The organism is Streptomyces caeni (genome assembly GCF_042678285.1).
Taxonomy (GTDB): Bacteria; Actinomycetota; Actinomycetes; order Streptomycetales; family Streptomycetaceae; genus Streptomyces; species Streptomyces caeni.
In genome coordinates, this window is record NZ_JBHUDX010000068.1 from 1 (window position 1) to 25,540 (window position 25,540).

Consider the following 25,540-nt stretch of genomic DNA (forward strand, 5'->3'; position numbering starts at 1 on the left):
TTCGGCGAGCGGTCCGGGGAAACGGACCGGGAGCAATCCCGGCACCGCGCCCCGGGCCGACTCAACAGACGGCCGTCTCGGACCCCTACGTCCCGAAGCAGCCGCTTCCAGGTGTGGAAGTCGGTGTTCGGGCTCAGGGGCCCGCCCGTCGGGGAGGCGAAGACGTATCCCTTGTCTTCCCAGTCGGTACCAGCCGCGATCCTCTCCTTCTCCTGCGCCTCCTGGTGGTGACGGAGAAGCTTGATCAGCGGATCAGGCAGACCGACGGTGCGACGCCCGGCACGGGACTTGGTGGACTTGTGCTCGCGACGGGTCTGCTGCTTCCGAGGGCAGTAGCCAGCCTTACGGCCGCACGGATTGTCTCCACAGCCGTGGGCGTACTTGGGGCGGAGCCGGTTCTTGCGGATGCGGACATACCCAGCGTCCAGGTCGATGTCTTCCCAGTGGAGCCCGAGTGCTTCCCCTTGGCGGAGGCCGAGGGCCAGGGCGACGACCCAACGAGCGCTGTTGCGGAGCTTGGTGGCCTCAACGACGAGACTCTGAACCTCCTCGATCGTGTACGGCTCGATGTCCTCCTCTTCGAGGCGCGGAGCCTTGGCAATCTCGGCCACGTTTGTGGCGACGTGCCCACGCCGTTTGGCCTCACCGAGAGCGACCCGGACCGTCCGGTGTGCGTGGTGGGCAGTGCCAGCGGAGCTCCCGGACTCCTGCATCTTCCGGTAGAAGCGCTCCGAAGAGGGCGATCAGGACGACGATCCAGGTACGGACGCCGAGGTACTTGACCGCTGCCCAGGCGAAGAAGCCGAAGACGACGACGAGGGGAAGGTTGAGCGTCACGGGGTGCGGGGTCCCTTCAGCGGACGGGGCAGTGGTGGGTGCGGGCGGCAAGTTCGGCGGCAGCGCGGCTGTCGTAGTCTGCGGAGAAGTTGCAGCAGGGGGTGTGTACAACTAACGGCCCTGTCGCACATCCGGTGGTGACGCAAGGTAACGGCGGCTCGCCTCGTGTGCTATCTGTAAAGGCGCAGTTCATGGGGCCGCAGGAAGCCTGAGGAGCGATCCGCATGCAAGGCAGGGTCCTCGACTGCGGACCGCGCCCTCGTGGACAACACGCCGGTCCTTCCCCGCACCGCCTGGGCAGAAAGCCGAGGCCACCAGCACGGCCGGCCCGGATGTCACCGAGCGCGATGCCAGGACACATTCCGTCACCACCGAATGTGAGCCAGGCCCGTTAGTTGTACACACCCGTACACACCCGGCCAGAACGGCCCTGCCTTCGACGTTGTCCTTAGCTTGACTCTGTCGGGGATCTTGGTGTTCGGCTGCCTGTGATCATGGTGCGCCGGTCTCGCGGGTGTATGAGGCCCGCGAGATTCCCGAGGAGTGCGAGATGTCGGTCCGTCCCCGTCCGGGTGCCGAGGTCCCGGTGTTAACGGCGCGGATGGCGCGGGCCAGCAACCCCGGTGGTACGACGGCGATGTGGGTTCGTGACCGTCTCGACGGGCTGTGGCGGGACGAGGACTTCGCCGACTGGTACCCGCGCGACGGGCGCCCAGGGCTCTCGCCCGCGCAGTTGGCTACGGTGAGCGTGCTCCAGTTCCTGCTGGGCCTTTCTGACCGCGATGCGGCCGAGGCCGTGCGCTGCCGAATCGACTTCAAGTACGCGCTCGGCCTCGAGCTCGACGACTCCGGCTTCCACCACAGTGTGCTCAGCGACTCCCGCGACCGCCTGCTGCAGGACGACCGGGCGGACCGCCTCCTCGATCTCGCCCTGGCCCGTCTGAAGGGGGCCGGGCTGGTCCGCGAGCGCACCACCCAGCGCACGGACTCAACCCACGTCCTGGCCACCGTCCGTGACCTGACCCGCCTCGAACTGGTCACCGAGGCCGTGCGCGCGGCCCTGGAGGAAATCGCCCGCACTGCCCGACCACGCGCTGGACGGCCTGGTCGGTGAGGACTGGGGCCGCCGCTACGGCCGACCGGTGCGTCTGGGCAAGAACCCCACCCGGCCCAAGACCCGTATCACCACCACTGGCGAAGACGCCCGTCGCCTGCTTGAACACCTCAGCCGAAACCACCCCGACCTGCTTGGCGGCCGCCGGGTACCAGGTCCTGCGGCAGGTCCTGGTACAGAACTACTACTGGGACCCCACCCGCCGCCTGCGCTGGCGCGACGATGACGACGGCAGCGGTCTACCACCCTCCTTCGCGGCGTCGACGGCCTCCTCGGACTCGAACGTGCGGGGTCGCCCCGCGACCGCCGCGAGTACGCGGCAGGCCGCCAGGCCCGCCGCCTGGTCGACCTGCTCGACCTGCTCGACCACCTGGGCCTGCGCGAGGCCGCCTTCGTCGGCCACGACCTCGGCGGCCCGTGGGCCTTCGAGGTCGCCGACCGGGCCCCGCGGCGGATCAACGGCCTGGTCGTCCTCAACACCTCCGCCTACGCGGAGCCGATGCAGCCGCCCTGGAAGGCCCGCATCGTGGGCGGACCGCTCGGCCCGCTGATGCTGCACGCGAGGGGATCCCGCCCCGGCAAGTCCCTGGTCCACAGGTTCTTCGCCGACTTCACCCACACGGGCAAGGCGCTCGACCGGGACATCACGACGGGGCACTGGCTCCCGCTGCACGAGGGAGGAATCCACGCGTTCCGCGCCTTCGCCGTCGAACTCGACGCGATGATGGGCGAGTTCTCCCGCTACGCCGCCGCCCTGCGCCGTCTGCGAGTCCCCGCGACAGTGATCTGGGGGACCGAGGACCCCGTACTGCGCGCCCAGAAGCTGGTGCCGCGCTTTTCCGCCGACCTCCGCATCCCCGACAAGGACATCCACCTGCTCGACCAGGCGAGCCACTTCCTGCAGGAAGACCGCCCGGACGATGTCGCCGCACTCATCGCCGCCTTCGTCCACGAGCGGGTGCCCCAGGCCGCTGACCGTCCCCGTCACAGCGTCAGCCCCAGGGCGGGTGCGGCGGCCGGCAACGGGTACGGGTCCGCTCCTTGATGTCGCGGCCCGCCGGAGGTCCCGGTCCGGTCCCCAGCCATCGCATCCGCTGGAACCGGCCCGCCCGGATCACTGCGAGATGCGGCCCATCTCCGCGGTGAAGAGCACGGGATCGCTGTCGAAGCCCCGGATCATCTCGCGCAGTTCCCACGCTCCGGCCGCGTTCCTGGTGAACTCGGCGACCGTCGCCGCCGTGGCGCCGGAGACCCGGGCGAAGTCGTCCGCCAGCAGTTGCCGGTATCCCTCGACGACGGCCACCCCCGCGTTGGAAACGTCACCGAAGGTGCGGAGGCCGCCGTCCTGGTGGATGGCCACCCCGACCACCACCCGTCCATAGGCGGACGACAGCCGCTCGAACTCCAGCACCATCACCTCGACGAAGCCGAAGCCCATACCGGTCCGGCTGTGCCGGATCATGTTGATGGTGCCGTCCGGTGACCGGCTGTCGTAGTGCACGACATACGCCGGCCGCCCGTGGGGATCGTCCACCGGGTACGTCGCCGCGATGATGTCGAGGTGCCGAGGCGGCTCCCCGTACGGACTCGGATCCCAGCGGAGCCGCACCTCGACCTTGCCCAGCCCCTGGCCCCCACCACTCACCTTGCCGCTCCCTCTCAGGACCACCACGAGACCTTCTTGCCTACATTGCCAAGTATGTATTCTCCACGCGCCTTTGACGCCTCAGCAGGAGCCTTCGCCCGGAACGCCCATCACGCCCTTCCGCGCAGTAACCGGCTTGGCATGTCGATGGCATGCCTGCTGCCCGGCGGCACTTCCCCCGGGCCAGGGCCAATCACCGTGCTGCCGGGCCCCCACCGGCGGCCTTGAAGATCACGGCGCTGCGAGTCGGCGATCTCCCTCTGCGGAACGGTTCTCCTGCCACCGCTGCAGTGCCGCTTGCACGGCCTCTTCGTCTTCGACAGCGTGGGCACCGGATGCCCCTGCGGCGCCGAGGATCAACTCACCATCGGAGACGGGTATCCCGCCGGCCCACGGAACGAAGTCACCGCCGTAGGGGTGCTGGATACCGTCGACGATCCCACCGGGCAGGTCGATCAGGCCGGAGGGCTTCAGGGCGAGCAACGCAGTGTGCTCAGCCCGGGAAGGCGTGGCGTACCAGACATGAACACGAAATTTTCGGTCGGCCCCCAGGGCACAGCAGCCAGCGGGCGAGCAGTACCACGGGGATCACCGGAACACCGATCAGCACGTTCACGAACAGCGGCGCGATGCAGGGGCGGATCACCGCTTGTCCTTCCGGGCGCGGAACTCGGTCAGGTAGCCCGCGCCGATGACGAGCAGTGCGGCCGTCAGGAGGAGGAACAGCGTCGTCCAGTTCATCCACCCGTAGTTCGAGTCGCCGGGGTAGGTGGTTCCGTCATCGCGCACGCAGTCGAAGCGCAGCGGCAGGTAGGAGGACCGGTGATGGGTGAGGTGCCGGACCGTGTCCCGGTCGAAGCCGTCCCGGCACGCCGGAGCCGGCACGGAGTCCGCGCCGTTGCCGAACTCCTGCTCGGACGCCAGAACCCCGAAGAGTCCCAAGGAGTAGACGGCAGCGGCCGCACAGGCGGCCAGCCATGCGGCACGGTGCATCAGATGCACCGTCCAGGGCTGCGGCCGCCCCGGCAACGCCATCGCCATGACCCCTCCCATGGCGATCAGTGCTCCGACGGCACAAGCCGCGGAGACAGCGAGACCCACGATCACGACCTCACCTCCACCCGTGCATGACCGGGCGGGCAGGACAGCGACCAGGGGTGTTCCGCAGACGGTGAGGCAGACGGTGAGGAGGAGCGGGCCGATGACAACTCAGTGGGGGGCGGGGGAGGGTGGGCATCCGACAATCCCACCAGCATCCGAACCGACCGGGCTGTGGCGGGGGCCACTCCTCCGGTCACAGCAGCGTCACAGGGCCCTGACGGTCCGGCCGATGGTCTTCGATCGGACCGTCGGCCCTGGGACACGACCCGTCAGTGGGAGCGGTGGGCCGGCCGGCGCCGGAGGGCGACGACGATGCCGCCGCCGGCCGCGACCAGCACGGCGGCGGCGCCGGCGATCACGGTGGTGCCGGTGCCCCCACCGGTCTCAGCGAGGTCGGCACCACTGCCTGCGGGCGACGCGGCGCTGCCCGCACTCGGCAGGGCGGCTGCGCTGTCGCTGCGCGCCGGGCTCGGCTGCGTGGCCGGCGTCGCGGAGGGATGCGCCGGACTCGCCGAGGGCTGCCCGGAGGGAGCGGCGGGTGCCGGGGAGGAGCCGGAGGGCGCGCAGGTCTCGTCGGGTACGACGACCTGGGGCTTGACGTCGTCGTCGACCTGGCCGCCGGCCTTGACGTGGACCCGGAAGGTCTCCCCGGCGTACCAGCCCAGGGGGACGAGGTCGACGGTGGAACCCTGCGCGGTCGGGTGCTCGATCGTCTTGGTGTCCACGAGCCGTTCGCCTCCGGGCATGCTCAGCTGCACGTACAGGCTGACGGTGGCCGGGGTGCCGGAGGCGTCCTTGTCGGTGACGCGGATGACCCCGTTGCCGTCCGTGTCGCACACGGCCGTTGCCGAGAAGTCACCGATGCTGCACGCCAGCGCGGTCTGCGCGGCGCCGATGGCGAGGGCGGCCGCGGCGGCCGACGTGCCCATGACGCGTGCGGCTCTGACGGTGTGCCGGGAAGAAGACATGCGTGTCCTACTCGGATCGACGAGGAAGCGTTGGATGGTCCGCTGGGTCGGCGGGCACCGGCCCGAAGCCCGGACACAGACGATGTCCCGGCAGCCGGCACCGTAACGGGCACCGGCTCCACGATAGGAAAACGCTCCTCCTGCAGTGTCACAAGATTCCCTCCAGCCACGGCAAAACCTTCGCGGCGGGGGCGTCTCCCCACCCGGCCCGGCCGGTACGGGGAGGGTACGCCTCGCTCGAACCGCGTCTCAGTCGGCGGCCGCGCCGAACCACTTCCGGAGTGTGCCCAGCAGATCCCGCTGGTCGTCGCCGGCCCAGGCCACGTGGCCGTCCGGGCGCAGGAGCACCGCGGGCACGTCCAGTTCCTCGCTGACGTCGACGACATGGTCGACCCGGTCCGCCCAGCCCGTCACCGACAGTCGGCCGGTCTGGTCGAGGAGCAGACCGCGGCCGCCGTGCATCAGTTCGTACAGGCGGCCCTGCTTCAGCTTCACGTCCCGCAGGCGGCGGCCGAGCAGTTCGTGGCCCTCGCCGACGTCGTAGCGGACATCGACCGCGGTGATGATCCCGGTCACGTACCGGTTCACCTCCTCGAAGTCCATCAGCTTCGAGAACAGCTCCCGCAGCGCGGTCGCACCCGGATCGGCCCCCATCAGCGTGATCTGGGCGCGGGTGTTGTCCAGCACGCTCGCGCCCACCGGGTGCCGTTCGGCGTGGTAGCTGTCCAGGAGTCCCTCCGGCGCCCAGCCGCCCACCTCGGCGGCCAGTTTCCAGCCGAGGTTGAACGCGTCCTGGATGCCGAGGTTGAGCCCCTGACCCCCGGTCGGCGGGTGGATGTGCGCCGCGTCGCCGGCCAGCAGCACCCGGCCGACCCGGTAGCGCTCGGCCTGGCGGGTGGCGTCACCGAACCGGGACAGCCAGCGCGGCGAGTGCGCGCCGAAGTCGGTGCCCGCGAAGGCCCGCAGCCGCTCCCTGAACTCCTCCAGGGCCGGCGGCACCGCGCGGTCCTCGGCCACCCCTTCGGCGGGCACGATGATGCGGTACACCCCGTCCCCGAGGGGGACGGCGCCGAAGCGCAGATGGGTCTTGCGGACCTCCTCGACGACGGCGGCGATCGTCGCCGGGTCCTCGGTCACCTCCATCTCGCCCAGCAGCGTCTCGACCTTGGCCGGCTCGCCGGGGAAAGCGACGCCGAGCCGCTTGCGCACCACGCTGCGGGCGCCGTCGCACCCGACGAGGTAGCGCGAGCGAAGATGCGTGCCGTCCGCCAGTTCGACGGTCACCCCGTCCTCGTCCTGGTTCAGCCCGACCACTTCGCAGCCGCGGCGGATCTCGGCACCGAGTTCGAGGACACGCTCGTTCAGCAGCCGCTCGGTGACCGGCTGCGGGGTGGCGAGGCCGTACGGGTGAGCCGTGTCCAGCCGGTCAGGCCACGGCTTCATGATGCCGCCGAACAGGCCGCCGACCTGGAACTTCTCACTGACAGCGAGAAACCGGTCCAGCAGGCCGCGCTGATCCGTCATCTCGACGCTGCGCGCGTGCAGGCCCTGTCCGCGGGACTGCCCGGTCGGCTCGGTCAACTTCTCCAGCACGAGCACGCGCACACCGTGCAGCCGTAGCTCGGCAGCCAGCATCAGGCCCGTCGGACCACCGCCGACAACGATCACGTCGATCATCTCTGTCCCCGTTTCCGCAGGTTGTGGCTTCGGCCGGCGATTCTGCGGTACGCCCCGGGTCTTGCCGCAAGCCCCCGGGCGCGCTATACGTTGAGAGTGGCAAGGAGCGGATGACTCCTTGCCTTTTCCTTTGCCTCTTCGGTCGTCCGCCGCGTACGACGCCCTCCTCGCGAAGCGGCGGCGCGCGTTCCGCGACGCGGGCGGCGCCGTTGGCCGCGGGGCCCGCGCGGTGCCGGTGGAGCACGGCGACCCTGCGGTCCAGGCGGGGCAATATCTGTGTCCGCGAAATGAGAAATTGACGCGGCGCACGACGAATATTTCTCGGATTGCCCGACGGGGCGGAATTTCCACCGCACCAAGGTCGCCAGGGCATGGTACTGTCGACGGCAGTTGCAGTTGTGGTTGCCTGAAGGTTTTTCCGACGGGGTGATCATCACGGCGACCGGAGTCCGCGCGGTGCGGATTCCGAGCACCGTCTCGAAGGAGAAACAAAATGGCCACCGGTACCGTGAAGTGGTTCAACGCGGAAAAAGGCTTCGGCTTCATCGAGCAGGACGGCGGCGGCCCCGACGTCTTCGCCCACTACTCGAACATCGCCACCCAGGGCTTCCGCGAGCTGCTGGAGGGGCAGAAGGTGACGTTCGACATCGGTCAGGGCCAGAAGGGCCCGACGGCCGAGAACATCGTTCCCGCCTGACACCGGCACTGACGCTCACTTCGCAGCTGGGGTCCGCACCTTGGGGTGCGAGCCCCAGCTCGCTGTGTTTTCTCGGGAAATCCTGAGGTAATTCTCTGCCCAACCGGGTATTTTCCCTCCCGTCCCAGTCCGCCGCCCCATCGTTCTCGGCTCGTTCTCGCGATTATCTGCGCCGCTCCATCGCTGCGGAATTCCTTGATACGTGTCGCATCAAGGAAGGTCCGCATGAACCGTACGCGCACATCCCGCACCTATGACCGCTCCAGCGGCTCCGCCGCCGGTCGCTCCGGCACTCCGCGCCGTTCCCAGGGCCGCGGACGCCGGCAGGCCGACAGGCCCAACGGCGAGTTCGCGCTGCCGAAGACGCTGACGCCCGCGCTGCCCGCGGTGGAGTCGTTCACCGATCTGGCCATGCCGACGGCGTTGCTGGCCACGCTCGGCCACGAAGGCGTGACCGTGCCGTTCCCGATCCAGGCGGCAACCCTGCCGAACTCCCTGGCCGGCCGTGACGTACTCGGCCGTGGCCGTACCGGTTCCGGCAAGACGCTCGCCTTCGGTCTCGCGCTGCTGGCCCGCACGGCGGGCCGGCGCGCGGAGCCACGGCGGCCGCTGGCTCTCGTCCTCGTCCCCACCCGCGAACTCGCCCAGCAGGTCACCGACGCGCTCACGCCGTACGCCCGCTCCGTGGAACTGCGGACGGCCACCGTGGTCGGCGGGATGTCCATCGGCAGGCAGGCCGGTGCGCTGCGCACCGGGGCGGAGGTCGTCGTCGCGACGCCGGGGCGGCTCAAGGACCTCATCGACCGCGGCGACTGCCGGCTGGACGACGTCGGCATCACCGTCCTGGACGAGGCCGACCAGATGGCCGACATGGGCTTCATGCCCCAGGTCACCGCTCTGCTCGACCTGGTGCGCCCCGACGGGCAGCGGATGCTCTTCTCGGCCACGCTGGACCGCAACGTCGACCGGCTGGTCCGCCGCTACCTGACCGACCCGGTGGTCCACTCCGTCGACCCGTCGGCAGGCGCCGTGACCACGATGCAGCACCACGTGCTCCATGTGCACGACGCCGACAAGCACCGGACGACCACCGAGATCGCGGCGCGGAACGGCCGAGTGATCATGTTCCTGGACACCAAGCACGCCGTGGACCGGCTGACCAAGCACCTGCTGAACAGCGGCGTCCGTGCGGCCGCCCTGCACGGCGGCAAGTCCCAGCCGCAGCGCACGCGGACCCTCGCCCAGTTCAGGAGCGGGCAGGTGACGGTGCTGGTGGCGACCAACGTCGCGGCTCGCGGGATCCACGTCGACAACCTCGACCTCGTCGTCAACGTGGATCCGCCCAGCGACCACAAGGACTACCTGCACCGTGGCGGTCGCACGGCCCGCGCCGGCGAGTCCGGAAGCGTGGTCACCCTGGTGACCCCCGGTCAGCGTCGGGACATGAGCCGGCTGATGGCCTCGGCCGGCATCACCCCGCGGATCACCCCGGTCCGTTCGGGAGAGGCGGAGCTGAGCCGCATCACCGGTGCCCAGGCCCCTCCCGGCGTCCCGGTCGTCGTCACCGCGCCGGTCGCGGAGCCTGCCCGACGACGCGCATCCTCGTCTTCGGCCCGCAGGCGCCGCGGTCGCACCCCCCAGGGCCGGCCCGTCGGCGAGGCGCCGCCCCGCGGTGCGCGGCGGCAGTCCGCCGGCGCCGCGGCGGCCCAGGTCCCGTCGTCGCCCTCCCATCGCCCGGCGGGAGGGCGGGCGGCCGGATGACGGCACGGCCGCGACGGCTCCGCGTACACGGACCGGTTCGTCCACCCGTCCTCGGCGGACCGCTCTCCCCGTTCCCCTTCTCCCTGTGAGGCACCATGCGCTGTGTCATCGCCCGGTACCCGTTCGAGCTGACCAAGACCGGAGTGCTTGCTTCGATGGCGGGCGTCAAGCCCGAACCCGTCACGGGTGAGTCCGTGACCATCGGCCGCCGCCGCTACCCCGTCAAACAGGTGGGCGCGGTCGTCACCGGACAGGACCGCCGCGACTTCACCAGCGGTGAAGTCGTGCGGGCCATGATCCGTCTCGGCTTCACCTGCCACTCCCGTCCCGAGGCCGCCCCCGTGTCTGCGGCCCCTCGGCAGCCGGCCGCGCCGGAGCCGTTCGGACGTCCCGGTCCCGGCCTCCTCGGCGCGTCGGCCGGTGATGAGGGCACCGTCGACGACGTCGGCCGGTGACATCCGGCTGAGCGAGTGCGACTCCCCCGCGACGGCGGGCGGCCGCCCTGGTGCGGCCGCCCGCCGTCGCGGGAGTCCGCACGGCCGCCCGGCCCGCGGATGGTGTTGAATCTCCTCAGGGGCCCTGGTGCCGTACGGCGCCAGGGCCCCTCCACGCGTCGCGTAACGAGGTGACATGACAGCAGACAATCCGCTCAGCGATCGACTGGACGACGACGACTACCCCGCCTACACGATCGGCCGGGCCGCCGAGATGATCGGCACCACCCCGGGATTCCTGCGAGCCCTCGGAGAGGCCCGTCTGATCAGTCCGCTCCGCTCCGAGGGCGGTCATCGCCGCTACTCCCGCTACCAGCTGCGGATCGCCGCGCGCGCCCGCGAGCTCGTGGACAAGGGCACCCCGATCGAGGCCGCGTGCCGCATCGTCATCCTCGAGGACCAGCTCGAGGAAGCCCAGCGCATCAACGCGGAGTACCGCCGTGCCGCGGACGCCGCGGACGCCGCCGACACCGCGGACGCCGCCGACACCGCGGCCGATGGTTCGGGTTCGCGGCTCGGCTGAGCACGTGGCCCCAGGCCGTCGTGACCCCAGAGCGACGTGACCCCAGGCCGACGTGACCCCAGAGCGACGTGACCCCAGGCCGACGTGACCCCAGAGCGACGTGACCCCAGGCCGACGTGACCCCGCCAGCCCCCGCTCGACGAGCGGTGCCCCCTGCCGTCACGAGATCGGCGGATCCGTTCCGCCCTCGGCGCGAAGACAGCCTGGCCGCAGACCCCGGACCTGGAACGAATCTGTCTGTCGCCGCCTCGGGCATGCGGCGCCGCGCGTCGCCGCCACAACGTCTCCGGACGGCGCCGGCGGGGCGCCTGCCGTCGGACCGCTGCCGGCGCGCGTCACTCCGCGCCGGACGACTCCCGGTCCGTAGGTTCCCCGGCCCAGGCGACCGCGTCGTCGAGTTCGTCGTACCCGAACCGCCGCACCTCGGCCCGCACGAAGTGGTTCGCGAGCTGGGGCACCAGGGCGGCGAGCCTGCTGTCGGCCGCCAGCGCGACCTTCCCGACCTTCCGGTGGTGGTCGCGGACGAAACGCACGTGCCGCAGCAGGCTCCCGGCGTTCTCCCACCCGGGGAACTCGCGCGCGTGGACAACCACGCCGGCCAACTCGGCGTGCCGCTCCAGCCAGCCGTCCGCGGTCACCGCCAGGGCGTCGAAGTCCGGGACCCGTAGCGGCTGTTCGATCTCGATCACAAGGACTCCCCCGGCCTCCGGCAGGAGACGGTGGGACACCCCGGGGCCCTCGGGCAGCGACGCCAGCCAGCGCAGGGCCTCCTCGCGCTCCCCGGTGCCGTAGACGCGTACCGGACACGGCATCAGGAAGCCGCTCAGCCGGGTCGCCTGGCGGATCCAGCCGGCATCGGTGACGACCGCGCATCCTTCGAACAGCCGCATGGAGCCGATCCCGATCTTGAAGTCCTCCCACCCGGCCCCCGGGGTGAACGACCGGAACTCCGGGCCGAACTCGTACAGGAGCCGGATGCGGCGGCCTTCCCGGCGCGCCTCATCGATCAGCGGCTCCACCACCGTCTCGTAGTCGCTCTTCGACACGGTTCCCACCGCGCTCAGCGCATCGACCCCGGCAGGCACGTCGTTGGCTCGCTCCAGCATCCCGGTCCCCTCTCAGCACCGTACGGCATGCCACATTCAGCCCATTTCGCCCCATTGTCCCATCGGTGGTCGTTCCGGGCGCATCGAGCCGGGCTGGTCGCACGGTTGCTACGAGAAGGGTCTGCTCCCGGACACGGCGGCGGTCACGGTCCGGCTCGCCCACGCCTCGGCCCGTGGCGGGGAGAGTGCCGCCGCCGGAGCGCGGGTGGCGACGGCGGTGGGGGCCGGGACGACGGAGGCGGTGCCCCGGGGCGCGGTGCCGGGGCGGGAGCTGGGGGCGACGTGCCCGGGCGTCACCGACGGGGTGGGGCGCGCCGACGTGGCGGGGGGCGCCGTGGGGCGGCTCGCGGGCGGTGGGGCGAGCGGGACCGTCGGGCGCGCGGGCGCCCCGGGTGCGGCCACGTGGAGCTGCAGGGCGACCGCGGTGGCGACGGCGCAGGACAGGCCCAGCCCGGCCGCGGCGCGCAGCAGCCGGCGGCGGGCCGCGGCGCGGCGGATCGCCTCGTAGCGGCCGGGGGGCGGGCCGAGGTGGCCGGAGGCGGGCCGCAGGATCACCGCGAGGGGGTCGTCCGGGCCGAACTCCGGGCCCTCGTCAGACCGTGTGGTCAAGGCTTCTCCTCAGGTGGACGCGGAGCAGTTCCCGGGCCGCGTGCAGGTCGGCCTTGACGGTTCCCTCCCTGCGCCCGGTCAGCACGGACACCTCCCGGATCGGCATGTCAGCGTAGTAGTGCAGCAGGATCGGGACACGCAGTCGTTCCGGCAGCGACTGCACGAGCAGGCGCACCGACGGGTCGGCCTGTTCGGTGTGGGGGCGGACGGCGGCCTCCGAGGTGGCGCGACGCAGGGCTCTGCGCTCACGCTCCAGCTTGCGCCAGTGGTCGCGGACGAGGTTGGCCGCGGTGACGTAGAGGAAGCCGCGGGGCTCCTCCACGGTCGTCCAGCGGGCCCACAGGCGGGTGAACGCCTCCGAGGCGATCTCGTGCGCCGTCTCGTCGTCGTCGACGAGACGGCGGCACCAGCCGGCGAGGCGGGGGTAGAGGGCGGCGAACAGCTCGGACGCCGCCTTGTCACGGGACCGCTTCAACGCTCTCCATGGTGGTGAGGGCACCCGTAGGGCTCGTGGGGGTCAGGGGCTCGGGGAGCTCAGCGCGGCGAACACGATCACGTTGTCGAGGTATCCGTCACCGGTACGGGGGCCGCCGCAGGTGATGAGCCGCAGTTCCGGACGGTCCACGTCCCCGTAGACGTCGTCCGCCGGGAAGTCGGACTTGGCGACCGTCCGTACGGAAGCGACGGCGAACCCTGCCGCCGTGCCGTCCTCCAGGCGCGTCACGATCCGGTCGCCCCGGTGCAGCCGCGCCAGGTGGCGGAAGACCCCGTCGCCGTAGGCGCCGACCGTCACATGGCCGAGGATGACCGACGGGCCGGTCTGGCCCGGTGCCGGCGAGTACCGGTACCAGCCCGCGCGGTCGTGGGCCGTGACCGGGGGCACCTGCACACCGCCGTCCGGCGCCAGCCCCAGCCGTATGACCGGGGTGTCGACCCCGATGGCCGGGATCCGCAGCCTGACCGGGGCCGAACGCGCCGGGGCGTGCGCCGCCCGTCCGGGGGTCCGCGAAGGCGGTCCGGGGGTCCGCGAAGGCCCGGGCGGCGGGTAACCGCCGTGGCGGGGGATCCCGGTCCGTGTCGTGCCGTGGCCGGCGCAGCCGACGAGCAGCGAGGCCGCCGCCGCACCGGCGAACACGCGCCTGGAGAGCGGGGTCATGCCCCGGTCGCCCGCCGGCGGCGTACGACGAAGACCGCCGCACCGGCCGTGGCGAACACCGCGGCGGCGGCCCGGCCGACCAACCCGGCCCCGGGGCCGGACCGCGATGCCACCGGCGCGACTCCGGTGTCGGGCGCTCCCTTGGGCACGACGGAGACCTGGCCCCGGGCGGGTACGGCGCTCGGCACCGGACGGGCGGAAACCTGTGCCCGGGTCGGTGCGGCGCTGGGCGTCGGGGTGGCGGGGGACGGGGCCGGTGCGGTGGTGGCGGTCGGGCGGACCGTGGGGACCGGGGAAGGCCCGTCGGCGAACGCGGGCACGGTGCTCGCCAGCACGGCGGTGCACGCAAGTGCCGCGGCGCTGAGGACGGTTCGGCGCATGGAGTGGCTCCCTTTCTCTTTCGTCTTCGTCGGCCCGCCGGTGCGCGGCGGGCCGGGTGACGATCGAGCGGAGAGACGAGGCAGCGGCGGAACAGGTTGTAAAGAGACGGCAAAGCCGTCGGGGGCCGCCGCCCCGCACGCGGAGCGCGGCGACCTGCCCGCGGTGCCGGGCGACCGCCGGGCGTACGGGAGTTGAACGCCGCACGGCGCCAAGGCGTCGATCTCCGCGGGGCCGGACAGGAGCCCCCTCACGCCCCCGGTGCCGTCCCCACGCCGACGCGCGTGCGAGGACAGCGGCAGGCGGACGACCACCAGGGCCTGCGCGCCCGGACCGCGGCACCGCCGCCCGCGGGCACTGGAACGGGGGCGGGGGCTGGGACGAGAACGAGGGCGAGAACGAGGGCAAGGACGAGGACGGGGGCGGGGACGAGGGCAAGGACGAGGGCAAGGACGGGGGCGGGGACGAGAACGAGGGCGAGAACGAGGGCAAGGACGAGGGCAAGGACGAGGACGGGGGCGGGGACGAGAACGAGGGCGAGAACGAGAACGAGGGCGAGGGCGGGGACGGGGACGAGAACGAGGGCGGGGACGGGGACGAGAACGAGGGCGGGGACGAGGACGAGGACGGGGACGGGGACGGGGACGGGGACGGGGGCCGGCTGGGCCCGGGAGTCCGGCGGCACGGGGGGTCTATCCTTCAGGCTCCGTCGTCAGCACCGTTCGCAGTTGGGTCCTGCGTCGGATGCCGAGTTTGCGGTAGGCGCTGGTCAGGTGGGTTTCCACGGTGCGGCGGGCCAGGTGCAGCAGGTCGGCGATCTCCGTGTTCGTGCGGCCGTCGGCGGCGAGTTCGGCGATGCGGCGCTCGCTGCCCGTGAGCGCCCCGGAGCCGGTGAGCGGGGCGGCGGAGCGGCGGGCGCCGCCCGTGCGCAGCGCCTCCTCGGCGTCGGCCCGCAGCCTTACGGCGCCGAGGCGTTCGGCCCGCTCGGCCGCCTCCCGCAGGCAGTCGCGGGCCCTCGCCCGCTCCGCCGCGGTGATGAGCTGCCGCCCCTGCGCGATCAACGCGGACACCAGGTCGGCCTCCCCCGGCGACCGGCGGAGGTGGTCCACGGCGCCCTCCGTCAGCTCCAGGCCGCGCCGCCCGCCGGTCGCCAGGCCCAGCACCTGCAGGGCCCTCCCCACCGTGCGCGGGGTGTTCCACACACGGGCCAGCCGCAGCTCCTCCTCCGCCAGGGCCAGCGCCTCATGCCGGCCGCCCAGCGCCAGCCGGCACTCCGCGGCCGCCGTCCGCCAGGGCGTGACGACCGGGCTGATCACGGCGCGGGCCGACTGCCGCCGGCCGCACTCCAGGAAGTCGTGGAGGGCGCCCGTGACGTCCCCCTCCGCGCGGCGCAGCACGCCCCGCGCGTACAGGAAGCGGTTCAGCTCCCAGGAATCCGGCGCCTCCCGCAGGTCGAAGCCGTCCGCCAGCCGCCGCGCCTGTTCGGTGCGGCCGGTCTCGACGAGGGCGACCAGGGCGTGCGCGTCGGCGTTGGAGGGCCCGCTGGGGTGCGCCGGGGCGGGGCGTGCCGCATGGTCGGCGAGGAGCAGTCCGTAGGCCCCGCGGGCGGCGGCGATGTCGTCCCGGACGTCCAGCAGGGACTGCTGCATCGGGTGCAGCAGTACGGTGCGCCGCCCGGCCAGGCCGCGCTCCACAAACCCTTCCGCGTGGTCCAGTTCGTCGGCCCACTGGGCGACGGCGGCGGCCGTGCCCAGCAGGAAGGGCTCGGCCAGCGGGTCGGCGGGTTCCGTCAGCAGCGCCCGCAGCCGTTTCATGGCCGCCCGGGCCGAACTGGCCCCGGCGGTGGCCGCGTACCGCACCAGCAGGGCCTGTCCGGTGGCTCCGACAAGGTCCGGAGAGCGCTCGGCGGCGTCGCTCAGCCACTGGTACGCCTCCCGGCGGACCGTCAGGTCCCGGTCGGACAGCAGCGCGCCCGCGGTCTGCACGGTGCGAACCAGCTCGGGGTCGTCGGCCAGCCGGTCCTCCAGCCGCCGCAGCACCTCCACGGCCGTGCGGACCTCGCCCCGGTCGGCGAGGGCCGTGCCGAGGGCGATGGCCGTGCGCACCTGGTCGCGGGGCTCGGCCGGCAGGTGCAACGCCTCGGCGAGACGGGGGATGCCCGCCGGGGTGTCGGCGAAGGTGTACTCCAGGGAGCCCAGTTCGGTCAGCAGCCGCTGTCTGAGGTCGTCGGGCAGGGGCTCGTCCAGGGCCCGGCGCAGATAGCCGACCGCGTCGCCGGGCCGGCCCCCGCGCACGGCGACGGCCACGGCGTCGCGCAGCACACTCAGCACCCAGGGCAGCCCGACGGCCCGGCTGTCCAGCAGCTGCCGGGCCACGGCCTCGACCCGGTCGCCGCGGCGCAGCATCGCCTCCGCGGCCGCCCGGTGCACCGCCCCCCGCCGTTCGGCCCGCCAGCCGGACAGCACGGCGTCGCGCAGCAGCGGATGAGCGTAGCGGGGGCGGCCCGCGAGGTCGGGGCGCAGCAGTCCGAGCCGGGTCATCGCGGTGAGCCAGCCCGCGACCCGGGCCGGATCGGCCCCGGCCACCTCCGCGAGCAGCCCGGCCAGGCCGTCGGCGGTGTCCTGCGGGTGGGTCCCTTCCAGCGCGGCCAGTGCGCGGGCCACCTCGGCCGTGGCGCTCCCGGCGCTGTCCAGCCACCAGGAGACGGCCGCCGGGTACGCGCCCGGGTACAGCGCCGCGCAGGTCTCCGGCACGTCCGGCGGCGGGGCGCCGCGCAGGTCGTCCAGCAGGGCGCGCAGCAGCAGCGGGCTGCCCGCTGCGGCCCGTACGCAGTCAGCCGTCCATGGGGCGGTGGCGGTGGGGAAGGCGGCCCGGACCAGGGCCGCCGACGCGTCGTCGGTGAGCGGGGCGAGGGTGTGGGTGCGGACGAGGGACGGCGGCAGTGCGTGCGTCAGACCTTCCGGCTGGGGGTCGATGTCGTACTGGCTGCGTTCGGTCGCCACCAGCAGCACCGGTAATCGGTCGACGCGGCGGGCGGCCTCGACGAGCCAGCGGCGCGAGGAGCAGTCGGCGAGGTGGACATCGTCCACGGCCACCATCAGCGGGGTCTCGTCCGCGTACGAGCGCAGCAGCCGCCACAGCCGGGCCGCGCCGGGGCGGTCGTAGCCGGCCGGCGCCACGTCCGCGAACTCCGGTACGGGGCCGAGGAGATGGAGGACGGAAGAGAACGGCACGGCGGTGTCCTCGGGAGAGCACCGCACCCGCAGCACACGCAGGCCGCGGTGGGCCGCATGGGTGGCGGCGGCCTCCAGCACTGCGGTGCGGCCGGTGCCCGTGGCGCCGCGAAGCAGGACGAGCCGGCCGCTGCCCGTGCGGGCGCGCTCGGCCTCGGACGCGAGCAGCGCCCGCACGTCGTCGCGGTCACGCAGCAGTCCGGTCATCCCTGCCTCCTGTGGTGGTTGCGGCGTCCCGTTGTGAGGGACGGGGCGGTGCAGGTTCCGGTGCCGTGACATGGCCCACGGGCGGGGCGTCCGGGTGCCGTCCGGCACGCCCTCCGGCGGCCGCTGTGGCGAGGCTCACGAGGGTGCGTGTACGGGGCCGCCGGGTCCGCCCGCCGTGTGGCAGCCCCCCGTTGGCCTGCTGCGATGCGCGCACCCGGCGCCACTCGTGGTGGCCGGCCCGCTGGTCTCGTGGTCCGCCTCGTGGTGCTCCACGATTGCGCGCGCCACAGCAGTCACAGAAGTGTGGAACACGCCCATCCGCCACCGGCTCCTGACGGACGGCGGGCCCGTGAACATGGGGGAAACGGTTGCTCAGCTCACCCCGGACCACAGACACCGGCGCCGCCGGCGCCGGGCCCCGGATACCCGTGGCGGTGGCCGCCCCGGACCCGATCTCCCACGAGGGTGCCGTCAGCCATCTGCGCCGGCACCCGGGGATCGAACTCCGCGAGGAATCCGGGCCCGGCACGGTGGTCCTGCTGATCGAGGACGCGCTCGACGAGGCGGCCCTGACCCGGCTGCGCAGGGTCGCGCGCAGTGAGGGCACCCGCGCCGTGCTCGTGGTGGGGACCATCAGGGAGAACGAACTGCTGGACGTCATCGAGTGCGGGGTCGGGGCCATCGTCTGGCGCCGCGAGGCCACCGCGCACCGGCTGGTGCAGGCGGTCCTCGCCGCCTCCCGCGGCGACGGCGACCTGCCCTCCGACCTGCTCGGCCGGCTCATCAGCCAGGTGGGAACGCTGCACCGGGGGGTTCCGGGCCGGCCCGGAACCCCCGCCCTGGGCCTCGCGCCCCGTGAAGTGGACGTCCTGCGGCTGGTCGCCGAGGGCCTCGACACCGGAGAGATCGCCAGCAAGCTGTCCTACTCCGAACGCACCGTCAAGAACGTCATGCACGGACTCACGACGCGACTGCATCTGCGCAATCGGGCGCATGCCGTGGCCTATGCCCTGCGGGAAGGCTACATCTGACCGAACGGGCAATCGAAGGCGGACACGCGGGCAGCGCACCTGCCCGGCCGCCGGCCCCGGCACGCCTGCGGCCCGCGCCGTGCGGGGGGCACGATCGGTAGCGGGCGGCCGGACGGCACCGAGCCGGGCCCGGCGTACGGCGATTCGGGAGCATGACGGTGATCCACGAGGTGGACGAGGTCCTCAAGGACCTGCTCGGCGGCGGCGCGCTGTCGGGCTCCGGCATCGAGGTGTCCTTCGAGGCGCCGACCCGCGACTGGGCGGCCTGACGCAACGCCCCTGTGGTCAACACCTACTTGTACGACATCCGGGAGGACGTCACCCGGCGGCAGCGCGGCCGGGCGTCCGTGCGTGACGACCGTGACGTGGTGGTGCGCCGCCGCCAACCGCCACGCTGGTTCCGGCTGTCGTACCTGGTGACCGCCTGGACCAGGACGCCGCAGGACGAACACCGGCTGCTGTCGGCCGTCCTGGCCACGCTGCTGCCGCGCGAGCTGCTGACCGCGGACGAACTCCCGGGATCGCTGGGTGCGCTGGGCCTCGCGGTGCCGTTGACGGTGGCCGGTATCCAGACCCACCACGACGTGGACGGCACGGGTGGCCGGCTGGCCCCGGTCACCCCGTGCCGCGCACCACCGTGACGGGGCAGTGGGCGTGGTGCAGGAGGGCCTGGCTGACCGACCCGAGCAGCAGGCCGGTGAAGCCACCGCGGCCGCGGGCGCCGGTCACCAGGAGCTGGGCCTCCCGGCTCGCCTCGATCAGGGCCGGCCGGATGCGGGAACGCACCAGGCGCGGCTCCACCTCGACCTGCGGGAAGCGAGCCCGCCACGGCTCCAGCGCCTCGTCCAGCAGCCGCTGCTCCGCCTCGCGGAGGCGGTCGATGTCCACCACCACCGAGCTCAGGGGGTCGCCGGGGCCGTCGTAGGCCCGCTCGCTCCAGGTGTTCCACACGTGCAAAGCCAGCAGGGGCGCCGACCGCAGCGCGGCCTCGGCGAACGCGAACCCGACCGCCGCCTCGCCGGCCGGGGAACCGTCGACCGCCAGCAGCACCGGGCCGGCCGGCTCGGGGTGTTCGCGGACCACCATGAGGGGGCAGTGCCCGTGCGCGGCGAGATGCACCGCCGTCGATCCCAGCAGCAGACCGCCGAAGCCTCCCAGGCCCCGGCTGCCGACCACGGCCAGCGCGGCGGTGCGCGACTCGATCTCCAGCACCATCAGCGGCTCGCCGACCACCACGGAGCGGCTGGTGACGACCTCCGGCGCGCGGGCGTACGCCCTGCGTTCGGCCTCCGCCAGCGTTCCCTCGACCATCGCCTCCAGGCCCTTCTCGCCCCTGGCCCACGGCGCCACACCCGCCGGCATATGGGCGGCAGGCCAGCCGAACGCGTGCACGATCCGCAGTTCGGCTTCCCGCAGCCGGGCCTCATGGGCCGCGACCTCCACCGCCGCAAGGCTGGACGCCGAGCCGTCGACCCCCACGATCACCGGACCGCTCACTTCTGCCTCCCACCAGTAGGTGCCCGTTCACCGGGTGCCCGTTCACGTCTGCCCGTGGTCTCCACCCTGGGGCCCGCGGCCCGGCAGCGGCCAGGGGACCACCAGGCCATGCCCGGGGCCACCCGGCCCTGCCCGCGGCGCGCCACCGCGGTCCGTGGCGGCCGTCCTCGCCACGGACCACGGCGACCGGGCAGTGCGCGTGGTGCAGCACGGCCTGGCTCACGGACCCCAGCAGCAGTCCGACGAAGCCGCCCATGCTCCGGGACCCGACGGCCACCGGCTCCGCGGCCCGCGACTGCGCCTCCAGCACCGTCAGCGGCTCACCGGTCACCACACTGCCGGTGACCTCCACCCCGGGTGCCACGGCCTTGGCGCGTTCCACCGCCTCGGCCACCGGACGCCCGGCCATGTTCCGCAGCCCGCCCTCGGGCGGGCCCCACGACGACGGCCCCAGGGGCACGTGCATCGCCGGCCAGATGAACGCGTGCGCCACCCGCAGCCCCGCGTCCCGCCGCCGCCACCTCGGCCGCGGCCAGGCTCGACGCCGAACCGCCGACCCCGACGACCACCAGACCGCCCATCGCGCATCCTCGCTCGTCCCGGGCGGACCCGCCCGCCGGCCGGACCGGTGGCGCGTCGCGGACCCGCCCGCCGGCCGGACCCGTCTCCCACCCAGCGTCGACCGCATCCGCGGGGCGCGCCACGCGGCCGGGCCGCGCGGGGGGCCTCCTGAACCGGGCGGCCCCCCGCGCGCCGGTGACGCCTCGCCGTCGGCCGCGCACGGTCCCGCGAGGTCCGCGAGGTCCGCGAGGTCCGCGAGGAATCCGCGCAGGAGCGTCACACGGGCTGCACACGGCCTTGCGAAAGCCTCGTTAGCGTTGCTGGCCGCTCACTTCCCCCTGCGAACACGACCAGACCGCGGCCGGGCGGGCCGACGGTACGCCGACTCAGGAAGACCAGTGATGGACTACTGCTCCTCGTGCCGCCGGTACCTCAACGGCGCCCTGGTGTGTCCCGGATGCGGTGCCTACGCCCCGGACGTCGCCCCGTCCGCCAGGGCGGTGACGGGCGCGGGGGCGGCGTGGGAGACCACGGCCCCGGACGGGTGGCACGACGGCCGTGCCCGAGACGGGGCGGCGGCCGGGGGCGCGGACGAGGCTCTCCGGGTCCCCGGCACCGAGGTGTCCGACGGGGTCACGGGCGTACGGCCCGCGCCGCAGGGCCGGGCGGCCCGCCGGCGGCAGTTGGCCCGTCTGAAGAAGAACCAGCGCCGGGCCGTGATCGCAACAGCCGTCGCACTCGTCGGGGGCGGGCTGACCGTCGCCACGCTGGACCGCGGCACGGCCGACCGGGCGCAGTCGGCCTCGGCACCGCACGACACGAGCATGGGCGCCGCGGAGGGACAGGTGCTGGAGGACCCCGGCCCGACGACGGCACCGCCTCGTACGCACCCGCCCGCGCGCTCCACGCAGTCGCCCGCGACCGGACTCCCGCCCGGGGAGCCGGCCGCAGCACCGCACCGCGCCACCCCGCGAAGCGTTCGGCCCGATGCGGCCGCCTCTCCTCGTACGACGGCGACGGCGACGGCGACGGCGACGGCGGCAACGACGGCAACGACGGCAACGACGGCAACGACGACGTCGGCCCCGTCAACGCAGTTCACCGCCCCGTCCTCGGGCGCCACGGTGCCCGGCGGCTCCGCCACGACGGCGCAGCAGACCCCCGCGCCCGCCGCCACCGGCGGCACGAATGCGGGTACGCCGCCCGCGAGCCCCACGCCCGCGGCCACGTCTCCGACGCAGATCTGTCTGCTGCAGTTGGTGTGCCTCGGCTGACCGTGCCGCGCCCGGCCACCCGGCCGGCCACCGTACGCGGCACGGGTACGGCGGCGGGCCGGGGTGCGTCCGTCGGCCGAGAAGACGGTCGGGCCGGACGGACGCAGGGCCGCCACGCCACCCGCGCAGCAACGGCCCCCGCCCGTAGGCGGGCCCCTCACGGGCGCCCAGCCACTGTCCTGAATCAAAGCCAGGAGTGGCATCCCGTGATCGACAGCCTTCCCGAACCACGACGAGCACCGGAAGATGCCGATCGGCCCGTGCGCACAGGGCCTTCCGGTACCGCGTCGCCGTCCCTGCGGTGATCCGCCCGGCCCCATGCGGCAGGTGAGGGGACCAACGGCCCCTGCCATCCGGCCCCACGATCGGGGAAGGCTGAAGGGGCAGAATCGGGGTGGTGGACCGCACGGTCCGAAAGGCGGTCGCGGACATGGCGGGACACGGCACAGGTTCGTCCGAGGAGACACGCGTGCTGGTCGTGGAGGACGACCGGGGCATCGCGGACTCCCTGGTGCGCGGGCTGCGGCAGGCCGGGTACGCCGTCGAGGGCGTCCGCACCGGGCGGGCGGCCCTGACGGCCGACACCCCCGATGTCGTCCTGCTCGATCTGGGGCTGCCCGACATCGACGGCGTCGAGGTGTGCCGGATGCTGCGCGCGCGGTCGGACGCGGCGATCATCGCCGTGACCGCGCGTGGCGAGGAGGCGGACCGGGTGGTGGCCCTGGACGAGGGCGCCGACGACTATCTGGTCAAGCCGTTCGGGCTGGCCGAGCTGCTGGCGCGGATGCGGGCCGTGCTGCGGCGCAGGCGCCCGGCCGAACCCGAGGTGCTGCGGCACGGGCCGCTGGTGCTCGATCTGCGGACCCGGCAGGTCTCCGTGGACGGCCGCCCGCTCGCGCTGACGCCGAAGGAGTTCGGCATCCTGGAGTGCCTGGCCGCGGACCCGGGGCGGGTGGTGAGCCGGCAGCAGATCCTGGAGCGGGCCTGGGACGCCCACTGGTACGGCCCCACGAAGGTGCTGGACGTGCACGTCGCGTCGCTGCGCCGCAAGCTTCGCGTGCCGGGCCTGATCGAGACGGTCTACGGGCACGGTTTCCGGCTCGGGGCGGCACGGGAGCAGCCGTGAGCCGCCGGATCACCTGGACGCTCCTCGTGCTGACGACCGTGCTGCTGGTGCTGGCGGTGGTGCCGCTGGCCGCGTCGCTGACGGCCCGGGAGCGCGTGGCGTTCCGGGACAGCCAGCGGGCGGCCACCCGGGTGATCGCCGCGGCGGCCGAGGAACACCTCTCCGACCACCGGCCGGCGACCACCATGCGGCGGGAGATGGATGCCGCGGCCCGGGCGGGGGACTGCGTCGCTGTGTACGACGCCTCGGCGCGCCTGGTGGCGAGCACGGAGTGCGCCGCGGCCCAGGGCGAGGAGGCGCGCGAGCTGGTGGAGGATGTGCTCGACGGGCACGAGCCGGAGCCGCCGGAGCGCGAGGGACGGCTGCTGGCCGCGGAACCGGCCGGTGAGGTCCGGCAGCCCGCGGGAGTCGTCGTCCTCGCCCGCTCCGCGACCCCGCTCGACGCGCGGATCGCCGCGATCTGGGGCTGGTCCGCCGCGATCGGTGCCGCGGGGCTCGCCGCGTCGGTGCTGTTGTCCGTCCGCCTCGCCCGCTGGGTGAGCCGCCCCCTGTCGACGCTGGACGCCGCCGCCAGGCGGCTCGGCGAGGGCGCCCTCGACGAGCGGGCCGTCGTCGGCGAAGGGCCGCCGGAGGTCCGCCGTCTGGCGGCGACCTTCAACGCCATGGCGGCCCGTACCGAGGCCCTGGTGCACGGTCACCGGGCTGTGATCGCCGACGTCTCCCATCAGCTGCGCACCCCGCTGGCCGCGCTGCGGCTGCGGCTCGACGTCCTCGCCGCCGGCGCCGAGGACGACACGGCGACGGAACTGGCCGCGGCCCAGGGGGAGATCGCCCGGCTGTCCCGGTTGGTCGACGGGCTGCTGGCGGTGGCGCGCGCCGAGCAGACGACGCCTCGCCCGACCGCTGTGCGGGTCGACGAGGTGGTGGCGGAGCGCGTGGCCGCGTGGTCGCCGGTGGCCGAGGAGCGCCATGTGCGTCTGACGGGGGCCGCGGGCCCCGCCCTGTCCGCCTCCCTGGGTGGCGGTCATCTGGAGCAGATCCTCGACAACCTGATCGCCAACGCCCTGGAGGCCGTCCCAGACGGCGGGAGCGTGACGGTCGACCATCGGGTCCTCGGGGCCTCGGCCCTGGTGCGGGTGAGGGACGACGGTCCCGGAATGGACGCCGAGGCGAAGGGGGTGGCGTTCCGCCGGTTCGGCAATCCGCGGGCCAGGGGCACCGGCCTGGGGCTGGCCATCGTCCACCGGCTGGTGACCGTCAACGGCGGCACCGCACGCCTGGAGGACACCCCGGGCGGAGGGCTGACCGTCGTCCTGGAGCTGCCGCTGCGGCAGGACGGCGGTCCGGGGCGGGCGGGCCGCCGGTGAACGGCGGGGCCCGGCACGGCAGGGCCCCGCATGGCGGGACCCGGAAACGGCGGGGAATCCGGAACGCGGGCAGGCCGCCTTCGGGACCGAGATCTTTACCGGTTCTGAAGAAGAGGTGAGCGGGTTCCGGGGTGGCGCTGACACAGCCTGGAGGGAACGCAGCCGAACCGGGCCGCCCGATCCACCAGGAGCCGCTGCCATGTCCTTCCCGTCCGCGCCCTTCCCCTCCCCCGGTTCCGGCCCGCCCGCTTCCCCCGCTCCCTCTGTGTACCCCGCGGACGCACGCGACCGCGGGGTACGGCGGCTTCGCGGCCTGACCCGGTGGATCGCGGTCGCGGCGCTCGCCGGCGCCGCCGCGCTGGGCGCCGTCTACACCCATCTGCTGCCCGCCGGTTCGGCGTCGTCCGGTCCGCCCGTGCCGAACCCCGTGGCGCCCGCCCACGCGGACGATGGGCACGAGGACCACGGCGGCACGGGCGGTCACGAGGACGAGGACGACGACGGAGACGACGGCGAGGGCACCGGCACGGCCCCGGCCGCCGGGCCCGGCCTGCAGGCTCCGGCACAGCCGCCCGCCCCCACGCAGCAGCAGCCCCACACCACCACGGGGGCGTCATGACCGTTCCGGCCGGCGCACCGTACCGCGCGCCCGCCGAGGTGGTCTTCCCGGCCCTCGGCACCACCGCGGTGCTGCTCGTGACCGACCCGCGGGGGCTGCCGGCTGCGGAGGCCGTCCTGCGCGCCGAGCTGGCCGCCGTCGACGCGGCGTGCAGCCGCTTCCGGCCGGACTCCGAACTCAGCCGCGTGAACCTGACCGCCGGCACCCCGGTGACGGTCGGCGAACGCTTCGCGGAGGCGCTCGAGGCCGCGCTCCGTGCCGCCCGCCTCACCGACGGCGCCGTGGACCCGACCGTCGGCCAGGCGATGGACGCGCTCGGCTACGACCGCAGCTTCGCCTCCCTGCGCCCCGACGACGCCCGCCCCCTGCCGGCGGCCCGGCCCGCCCCCGGATGGCACCGGATCGCCTGGAACCCTCGCGCCCGGCGGCTGTGCCTGCCGCCGCACGCGCGCCTCGACCTGGGCGCGACCGCGAAGGCCCTCACCGCCGACCGCGCCGCACGCCACGCCGCGGCCGCCGCGGGCTGCGGCGTCCTGGTGGGCCTCGGCGGCGATCTGGC

The 25,540-nt window shown here is 73.7% G+C and carries 27 protein-coding genes and 4 pseudogenes; 13 read left to right on the plus strand and 18 right to left on the minus strand.

All coding sequences use genetic code 11. From position 1 onward, the window contains the following. Window positions 1-65 precede the first annotated feature (65 nt). The 3 genes and pseudogenes from ACFSL4_RS23530 to ACFSL4_RS23540 all read right to left on the minus strand — a co-directional run. Window positions 66-731, minus strand: a pseudogene (locus ACFSL4_RS23530) (tyrosine-type recombinase/integrase); the annotation flags it as partial. Continuing rightward, window positions 643-837: a hypothetical protein gene (locus tag ACFSL4_RS23535; protein WP_381086336.1), complete on the minus strand. Its 195-nt coding sequence runs from the start codon at window positions 835-837 to the stop codon at window positions 643-645. The pseudogene ACFSL4_RS23530 and the gene ACFSL4_RS23535, both read right to left, overlap by 89 nt. A 16-nt stretch (window positions 838-853) precedes the next feature. Then, window positions 854-937, minus strand: a pseudogene (locus ACFSL4_RS23540) (mobile element transfer protein); the annotation flags it as partial. Window positions 938-1,474: 537 nt separating this feature from the next. On the opposite strand from ACFSL4_RS23540, the gene ACFSL4_RS23545 reads away from it, so the two are divergent. After that, window positions 1,475-1,951 carry a transposase gene (locus ACFSL4_RS23545; RefSeq protein WP_381086339.1) on the plus strand — a complete coding sequence of 159 codons (477 nt, stop codon included), beginning with the start codon at window positions 1,475-1,477 and terminating at the stop codon, window positions 1,949-1,951. A gap of 184 nt (window positions 1,952-2,135) precedes the next feature. On the opposite strand, the gene ACFSL4_RS23550 is transcribed toward ACFSL4_RS23545, so the two are convergent. Further along, a complete protein-coding gene (locus ACFSL4_RS23550; protein ID WP_381086342.1) occupies window positions 2,136-2,354 on the minus strand; it encodes a hypothetical protein in 219 nt (72 codons plus the stop codon). Here ACFSL4_RS23550 and ACFSL4_RS23555 point away from each other — a divergent pair. Next, window positions 2,301-2,996, plus strand: coding sequence for an alpha/beta fold hydrolase (locus tag ACFSL4_RS23555; RefSeq protein ID WP_381086479.1), 696 nt, complete (start codon window positions 2,301-2,303; stop codon window positions 2,994-2,996). The two genes, ACFSL4_RS23550 and ACFSL4_RS23555, sit on opposite strands and share 54 nt — an antisense overlap. A 69-nt stretch (window positions 2,997-3,065) precedes the next feature. Here ACFSL4_RS23555 and ACFSL4_RS23560 read toward each other — a convergent pair whose 3' ends face one another. The 5 genes from ACFSL4_RS23560 to rox form a co-directional block, all read right to left on the minus strand. Next, window positions 3,066-3,614 (minus strand): TerD family protein, encoded by a 549-nt coding sequence (locus ACFSL4_RS23560; RefSeq protein ID WP_381086482.1) that lies wholly within the window; start codon window positions 3,612-3,614, stop codon window positions 3,066-3,068. Window positions 3,615-3,827: 213 nt separating this feature from the next. After that, entirely contained in the window at window positions 3,828-4,079 is a 252-nt protein-coding gene (locus tag ACFSL4_RS23565; protein ID WP_381086344.1) for a heme-binding protein, read from the minus strand. Window positions 4,080-4,238: 159 nt separating this feature from the next. Then, entirely contained in the window at window positions 4,239-4,703 is a 465-nt protein-coding gene (locus ACFSL4_RS23570; protein ID WP_381086347.1) for a hypothetical protein, read from the minus strand. 263 nt (window positions 4,704-4,966) lie between these two features. Then, on the minus strand, window positions 4,967-5,665 hold the full coding sequence (locus ACFSL4_RS23575) for an LAETG motif-containing sortase-dependent surface protein (protein ID WP_381086350.1): 699 nt from the start codon (window positions 5,663-5,665) through the stop codon (window positions 4,967-4,969). 249 nt (window positions 5,666-5,914) lie between these two features. Further along, window positions 5,915-7,342, minus strand: coding sequence for a rifampin monooxygenase (gene rox / locus ACFSL4_RS23580; protein ID WP_381086353.1), 1,428 nt, complete (start codon window positions 7,340-7,342; stop codon window positions 5,915-5,917). Between the two features lie 493 nt (window positions 7,343-7,835). Here rox and ACFSL4_RS23585 point away from each other — a divergent pair, with 493 nt between their 5' ends. The 4 genes from ACFSL4_RS23585 (at window position 7,836) to ACFSL4_RS23600 (ending at window position 10,817) form a co-directional block, all read left to right on the plus strand. Next, window positions 7,836-8,039, plus strand: a complete 204-nt coding sequence (locus tag ACFSL4_RS23585; RefSeq protein WP_381086356.1) for a cold-shock protein — start codon at window positions 7,836-7,838, stop codon at window positions 8,037-8,039. A 225-nt stretch (window positions 8,040-8,264) separates the two neighbouring features. After that, window positions 8,265-9,800 carry a DEAD/DEAH box helicase gene (locus tag ACFSL4_RS23590; protein WP_381086360.1) on the plus strand — a complete coding sequence of 512 codons (1,536 nt, stop codon included), beginning with the start codon at window positions 8,265-8,267 and terminating at the stop codon, window positions 9,798-9,800. A 95-nt stretch (window positions 9,801-9,895) separates the two neighbouring features. Beyond that, window positions 9,896-10,255 (plus strand): SCO5918 family protein, encoded by a 360-nt coding sequence (locus ACFSL4_RS23595; RefSeq protein ID WP_381086363.1) that lies wholly within the window; start codon window positions 9,896-9,898, stop codon window positions 10,253-10,255. A gap of 175 nt (window positions 10,256-10,430) precedes the next feature. Next, the gene (locus tag ACFSL4_RS23600; protein ID WP_381086366.1) at window positions 10,431-10,817 is read left to right on the plus strand and encodes a helix-turn-helix domain-containing protein; all 387 of its coding nucleotides are present in this window, start codon (window positions 10,431-10,433) and stop codon (window positions 10,815-10,817) included. 335 nt (window positions 10,818-11,152) lie between these two features. On the opposite strand, the gene ACFSL4_RS23605 is transcribed toward ACFSL4_RS23600, so the two are convergent. The 7 genes from ACFSL4_RS23605 to ACFSL4_RS23635 all read right to left on the minus strand — a co-directional run bounded on the left by ACFSL4_RS23605 (window position 11,153) and on the right by ACFSL4_RS23635 (window position 17,506). Then, the gene (locus ACFSL4_RS23605; RefSeq protein WP_381086370.1) at window positions 11,153-11,923 is read right to left on the minus strand and encodes a SpoIIAA family protein; all 771 of its coding nucleotides are present in this window, start codon (window positions 11,921-11,923) and stop codon (window positions 11,153-11,155) included. Between the two features lie 108 nt (window positions 11,924-12,031). Then, window positions 12,032-12,532 carry a hypothetical protein gene (locus tag ACFSL4_RS23610; protein WP_381086373.1) on the minus strand — a complete coding sequence of 167 codons (501 nt, stop codon included), beginning with the start codon at window positions 12,530-12,532 and terminating at the stop codon, window positions 12,032-12,034. Then, window positions 12,516-13,007, minus strand: coding sequence for an RNA polymerase sigma factor (locus ACFSL4_RS23615; protein WP_381086376.1), 492 nt, complete (start codon window positions 13,005-13,007; stop codon window positions 12,516-12,518). The genes ACFSL4_RS23610 and ACFSL4_RS23615 overlap by 17 nt, the downstream gene beginning before the upstream one ends. A gap of 42 nt (window positions 13,008-13,049) precedes the next feature. Further along, window positions 13,050-13,688, minus strand: a complete 639-nt coding sequence (locus tag ACFSL4_RS23620) for a class F sortase (RefSeq protein ID WP_381086379.1) — start codon at window positions 13,686-13,688, stop codon at window positions 13,050-13,052. Then, complete coding sequence (locus ACFSL4_RS23625) at window positions 13,685-14,068, minus strand: sortase-dependent protein (protein WP_381086382.1); 384 nt, start codon at window positions 14,066-14,068, stop codon at window positions 13,685-13,687. The genes ACFSL4_RS23620 and ACFSL4_RS23625 overlap by 4 nt, the downstream gene beginning before the upstream one ends. 248 nt (window positions 14,069-14,316) lie before the next feature. After that, window positions 14,317-14,751, minus strand: a complete 435-nt coding sequence (locus tag ACFSL4_RS23630; RefSeq protein WP_381086385.1) for a hypothetical protein — start codon at window positions 14,749-14,751, stop codon at window positions 14,317-14,319. A 7-nt stretch (window positions 14,752-14,758) separates the two neighbouring features. Further along, complete coding sequence (locus tag ACFSL4_RS23635) at window positions 14,759-17,506, minus strand: AAA family ATPase (protein WP_381086388.1); 2,748 nt, start codon at window positions 17,504-17,506, stop codon at window positions 14,759-14,761. 368 nt (window positions 17,507-17,874) lie between these two features. Here ACFSL4_RS23635 and ACFSL4_RS23640 point away from each other — a divergent pair, with 368 nt between their 5' ends. Both ACFSL4_RS23640 and ACFSL4_RS23645 read left to right on the plus strand, forming a co-directional pair. Then, window positions 17,875-18,537 carry a helix-turn-helix transcriptional regulator gene (locus ACFSL4_RS23640; RefSeq protein ID WP_381086391.1) on the plus strand — a complete coding sequence of 221 codons (663 nt, stop codon included), beginning with the start codon at window positions 17,875-17,877 and terminating at the stop codon, window positions 18,535-18,537. 158 nt (window positions 18,538-18,695) lie between these two features. Beyond that, window positions 18,696-19,112: pseudogene (locus ACFSL4_RS23645) on the plus strand (Pvc16 family protein); the annotation flags it as partial. A 40-nt stretch (window positions 19,113-19,152) separates the two neighbouring features. Here ACFSL4_RS23645 and ACFSL4_RS23650 read toward each other — a convergent pair. Both ACFSL4_RS23650 and ACFSL4_RS37640 read right to left on the minus strand, forming a co-directional pair. After that, window positions 19,153-20,034 (minus strand): universal stress protein, encoded by an 882-nt coding sequence (locus tag ACFSL4_RS23650; protein ID WP_381086394.1) that lies wholly within the window; start codon window positions 20,032-20,034, stop codon window positions 19,153-19,155. Between the two features lie 148 nt (window positions 20,035-20,182). Next, window positions 20,183-20,615: pseudogene (locus ACFSL4_RS37640) on the minus strand (universal stress protein); the annotation flags it as partial. Window positions 20,616-20,996: 381 nt separating this feature from the next. Between ACFSL4_RS37640 and ACFSL4_RS23660 the strand changes: the two are divergent. The 5 genes from ACFSL4_RS23660 to ACFSL4_RS23680 all read left to right on the plus strand — a co-directional run. Next, window positions 20,997-21,869, plus strand: a complete 873-nt coding sequence (locus ACFSL4_RS23660; protein ID WP_381086400.1) for an SCO2400 family protein — start codon at window positions 20,997-20,999, stop codon at window positions 21,867-21,869. Window positions 21,870-22,299: 430 nt separating this feature from the next. Next, window positions 22,300-22,995, plus strand: a complete 696-nt coding sequence (locus ACFSL4_RS23665) for a response regulator transcription factor (protein ID WP_381086484.1) — start codon at window positions 22,300-22,302, stop codon at window positions 22,993-22,995. Continuing rightward, window positions 22,992-24,362: a sensor histidine kinase gene (locus ACFSL4_RS23670; RefSeq protein WP_381086403.1), complete on the plus strand. Its 1,371-nt coding sequence runs from the start codon at window positions 22,992-22,994 to the stop codon at window positions 24,360-24,362. The genes ACFSL4_RS23665 and ACFSL4_RS23670 overlap by 4 nt, the downstream gene beginning before the upstream one ends. 199 nt (window positions 24,363-24,561) lie before the next feature. After that, window positions 24,562-24,981: a hypothetical protein gene (locus tag ACFSL4_RS23675; RefSeq protein ID WP_381086406.1), complete on the plus strand. Its 420-nt coding sequence runs from the start codon at window positions 24,562-24,564 to the stop codon at window positions 24,979-24,981. After that, a partial coding sequence (locus tag ACFSL4_RS23680) for an FAD:protein FMN transferase (RefSeq protein ID WP_381086409.1) occupies window positions 24,978-25,540 on the plus strand: 563 nt, incomplete at its 3' end. The genes ACFSL4_RS23675 and ACFSL4_RS23680, both read left to right, overlap by 4 nt.

Coding starts and splice junctions, on each gene's coding strand:
- ACFSL4_RS23590 (WP_381086360.1), top strand. CDS start 8,265: ATGAACCGTACGCGCACATCCCGCACCTATGACCGCTCCAGCGGCTCC.
- ACFSL4_RS23595 (WP_381086363.1), top strand. CDS start 9,896: ATGCGCTGTGTCATCGCCCGGTACCCGTTCGAGCTGACCAAGACCGGA.
- ACFSL4_RS23625 (WP_381086382.1), bottom strand. CDS start 14,068: ATGCGCCGAACCGTCCTCAGCGCCGCGGCACTTGCGTGCACCGCCGTG.
- ACFSL4_RS23585 (WP_381086356.1), top strand. CDS start 7,836: ATGGCCACCGGTACCGTGAAGTGGTTCAACGCGGAAAAAGGCTTCGGC.
- ACFSL4_RS23605 (WP_381086370.1), bottom strand. CDS start 11,923: ATGCTGGAGCGAGCCAACGACGTGCCTGCCGGGGTCGATGCGCTGAGC.
- ACFSL4_RS23635 (WP_381086388.1), bottom strand. CDS start 17,506: ATGACCGGACTGCTGCGTGACCGCGACGACGTGCGGGCGCTGCTCGCG.
- ACFSL4_RS23675 (WP_381086406.1), top strand. CDS start 24,562: ATGTCCTTCCCGTCCGCGCCCTTCCCCTCCCCCGGTTCCGGCCCGCCC.
- ACFSL4_RS23660 (WP_381086400.1), top strand. CDS start 20,997: ATGGACTACTGCTCCTCGTGCCGCCGGTACCTCAACGGCGCCCTGGTG.
- ACFSL4_RS23600 (WP_381086366.1), top strand. CDS start 10,431: ATGACAGCAGACAATCCGCTCAGCGATCGACTGGACGACGACGACTAC.
- rox (WP_381086353.1), bottom strand. CDS start 7,342: ATGATCGACGTGATCGTTGTCGGCGGTGGTCCGACGGGCCTGATGCTG.
- ACFSL4_RS23575 (WP_381086350.1), bottom strand. CDS start 5,665: ATGTCTTCTTCCCGGCACACCGTCAGAGCCGCACGCGTCATGGGCACG.
- ACFSL4_RS23620 (WP_381086379.1), bottom strand. CDS start 13,688: ATGACCCCGCTCTCCAGGCGCGTGTTCGCCGGTGCGGCGGCGGCCTCG.
- ACFSL4_RS23665 (WP_381086484.1), top strand. CDS start 22,300: ATGGCGGGACACGGCACAGGTTCGTCCGAGGAGACACGCGTGCTGGTC.
- ACFSL4_RS23545 (WP_381086339.1), top strand. CDS start 1,475: ATGTGGGTTCGTGACCGTCTCGACGGGCTGTGGCGGGACGAGGACTTC.